This is a genomic window from Streptomyces sp. NRRL B-24572 (assembly GCF_002156145.1).
In the GTDB taxonomy this organism is placed as follows: domain Bacteria; phylum Actinomycetota; class Actinomycetes; order Streptomycetales; family Streptomycetaceae; genus Streptomyces; species Streptomyces vietnamensis.
On the sequence record NZ_MWIG01000667.1, the window covers coordinates 1 to 3,241 of the forward strand.

Here is a 3,241-nt window from a genome sequence, read left to right on the forward strand (position 1 = left end):
TTCGGCGGGCGGCCCGCCCCGGGCACGGATCCGGCCGTGCCGTTCGTCGACTGCGACAACCGGGGCGGCGCCCGGGAGGCGGTGCGGCATCTGGTGGGCCTCGGGCGGCGGAACATCGCGCACGTCTCGGGTCCCGCCGACCAGACGTCCGCGATCGACCGGATCCACGGCTACCGGGACGTCCTCCTGGACGCCGATCCCGGGCTGCTGTGCCGGGGCGACTTCACGGAGGAGAGCGGCGCCCGTGCGATGGCGGAGCTCCTCGACCGGCGGCCGGACGTCGACGGCGTGTTCGTCGCCAACGACCTGATGGCGTCGGGGGCGTTGCGGACCCTGCGGGAGCGCGGGCTGCGGGTGCCGGAGGACGTGGCCGTCGTCGGCTTCGACGACATGGCCTCGGTCGCCGAGAGGACCACTCCCCCGCTCACCACCGTCCACCAGGACATCGAGGGCATGGGCCGGCTGATGGTGAAGCTGCTCATGCGGCTGCTCGACGGGACCGGTCCCGAGGTCCCGGCCTCCGTGATCACCCCGACCTCGCTGGTCCGCCGCGCCTCCGCCTGACGTCGTACGGGAAGGCGACGGGTCCGGGCGACGTCGTACGGAAAAGCGGCGGGCCCGGGTGGGTTTCCCGGGCCCGCCGCCTTCCCGTACGGGGGTCAGTCGTACGGGATGACGAGGACGGACCGGTCCGTGCCCGTCTGGAGCCGTGAGTCGCCGTTCCCTATCGCGCTCCAGACCTCCAGGCGGACCGTTCCGCCGCGCAGGTCGCCGAGCGTGCCGGTGGCGGACTTCAGGCCGCGTGTCTGGTTGTACTCCTCCCAGCCGGCGACCGGGTCCGTCGCGAAGTACTGGTAGGTCTCCGTCCGGTCGAAGGTGCCGTCGCCGGTGAGGTCGTAGCTGATACGGGCCTGCTGGCCGAGGCCGACCGCCGTGCCGGCGTCCACCTGGAGGCGGAAGGCGGTCGAACCGCCGCTCCTGAGGGTGCCGTTGACGTTCTTGACCTCGTAGACGAGCGGCCGGTTCGGCGTGCCGTCGTAGTTGGCGCCCTGCGCGGAGACGATCGTGTCGCTGCCCGCCGTGGCTCCGGTGGCCGTGGTGAGGGTGCCGCCGGTGCGGAGCTGGAAGGTGTTTCCCGTGGAAGGGCCGGGGCCGGGGTCGGTGCTGCCCGTTCCGGTGCCGGTCGCGGTGGAGCGGGCGGGGACCGTGAGGGACGCGCCGTCGGAGAAGGTGACCGTGCGGGCGGTCGTGCCGTGGTTGTGGGCCACGTAGGTGCGGGTGGTGCCCTTCAGGAAGACGGCGGAGGTGGGGATGGAGCCGGTGACCGTGGCGTCGGGGGCGCCGAGGGTGTCGAGGGCCGTGAGCCAGTGGTAGGTGTGGGCCTTCGACTCCCCCGCCTCCGGGGTGTAACCGGCGTTGCCCGCGTCCCACTTGGCCTTCGCGGCGCCGGGGTCGGCGAGGGACTGGAACTCCCAGAGGATGTCGCGCCATTCGACGGCGGGGCCGCCGTTCTCGCGTTCCATCTCGGCGATGTTGCGCCGGACGGCGTCCTTGTGGCCGGCGAGGTGGAGCGAACCGCCCGTGACCGGAAGCGCGTTGATGCCGTGGATCTCCTCCGGGTTCGCGGTCCACCAGGTGGAGTAGGCGGCGCCGCTGCCCCAGACCATGCCGACGGTGTCGTGCTGGAAGGCGGCCGGGAAGACCTGCTGGTCGGCGTCGAACCAGTACTGGGCGACGGCCTCGCCCTCGGTGGTCAGCAGGTAGGTGCCGAGGTCGCGCAGCTGGGTGTCGCCGGTGGCCGAGCCCCAGAGGACGAGGGCCGCGCTCAGGTTGGTCGACTCCGAGGAGGACTCCTGGTTGTTGCCTGCGGCGAAGCCCTGGTGGCCGCTGGCCCAGCTGTGGCCGGCGTAGACGTCGAAGCCGCGCAGGAAGGGGAAGGCGCTGTCGGTGCGGCTGGGGTCGGCGGTGTCGCGGACCAGGGTCTTGACCATGGCGCCCCACGCGGAGTCGGCGGCCCAGGCAGGGTCGTACTGGGCGACGATCGCGGCCGCGTACACGTAGTAGCCGTAGTGGAAGTGGTGGTCGTTGAGTTCGGTGTCGCTGCCGTAGGAGGCCGGGTAGCCGATGAGGGTCTTCCAGGTCCGGTCGTACGAGAACTCGTTGGCGCCCCCGGCCGTGAACCAGTCCTGGAGGCGGCCCTTGATCAGCCCGAGGAGCTTGTCGCGGATCGCGCCCTCGCCGATCTGGTCGGCGAGCGGGACGAGTTGGGCGAGCTTGCCGAGGGCCTTGCCGGTCCAGTACGTGTCGACGGCGCCGGAGAAGGGGTCGGCGGAGTTCGCGACCTCGTTCAGGTAGCCGCGCAGCCGTGCGGGGTCCACGCCGGCGCCCGGGAGTCCGGGCAGGGTGGCGGCGGCCCGCTGGGAGGTCGTGAAGGAGGCGGACTCGCGGACCTTCATGGTGCCGCGCGGCGAGGCGTACGCGTACGGGGTGAGCGGATCGGTGGTGTGCAGCCACTGGTGGCGGTAGAGCGCCTGGAGGGTGCCGCGTTCGGTGCCCTCCTTCGCCTCGGTGGTGAGGGTGTAGGTGGCGCGGACGGTCCCCGCGTCGTAACTCCAGTTCACCGTCGACCCGGTGACGAAGCTGTACGCGTACTTCCGGTAGGTCGCGAGGGCGTCGGTGGAGGGCAGGACGGCGACGGAGAAGTAGTCCTTGCCGCCGAGACCGGCGGTGACGGTCGAGCCGGAGACGTTCCAGTCGGTGCCGGTGGGCGCGAAGAGGGCGTAGTGGTGGCCCGCGACGGTGATGCCGAGGACGTTGCCCTGGTCGGCGAAGACGGTGGGCGCCTCGGCGGTGGTGACACGGGCGTCGCCGCCGGTGCCCTTGGCGTACACGAAGGGCAGGCCGTGGCCGATGGTGGTGCGCAGGGTGCGGGTGCCGTCGGACCAGTAGGGGGTGACGGTCCAGTCGGACCAGGCGTCGGCCCTGGTGTCGGGCGAGTTGAGGCCGGTGAGGCCGAGGGTGAGGTCGCGTTTGTGGGCGAACTCGTACTGGCGTCCGTCACCGACGATCGCGGGGCTGGTCGGGTAGCCGATCTCCAGGCCGCCGGCGACGGCCTGGTAGGTGAGCGGGTGGCCGTACATGGGGGTGGAGTACGGGTTGCCCCCGTACCGCTGGAAGGCGAGGGAGGACCACCAGTCGTTGGTGGGGACCGGCTTGCCCTGGGCGGCGGGGGTGACCTTGG

General features: G+C 72.0%; 2 protein-coding genes. One reads left to right on the forward strand and one right to left on the reverse strand.

Translation table 11 applies throughout. The features are described 5' to 3' along the window. The coding region (locus CCN56_RS33035) for a LacI family DNA-binding transcriptional regulator (RefSeq protein ID WP_143664700.1) at positions 1-564 on the forward strand (564 nt) is incomplete at its 5' end. A gap of 95 nt (positions 565-659) precedes the next feature. Here the strand turns inward: CCN56_RS33035 and CCN56_RS33040 are convergent. Then, on the reverse strand, positions 660-3,241 hold a 2,582-nt coding region (locus CCN56_RS33040), incomplete at its 5' end, for a glycosyl hydrolase (protein ID WP_086831539.1).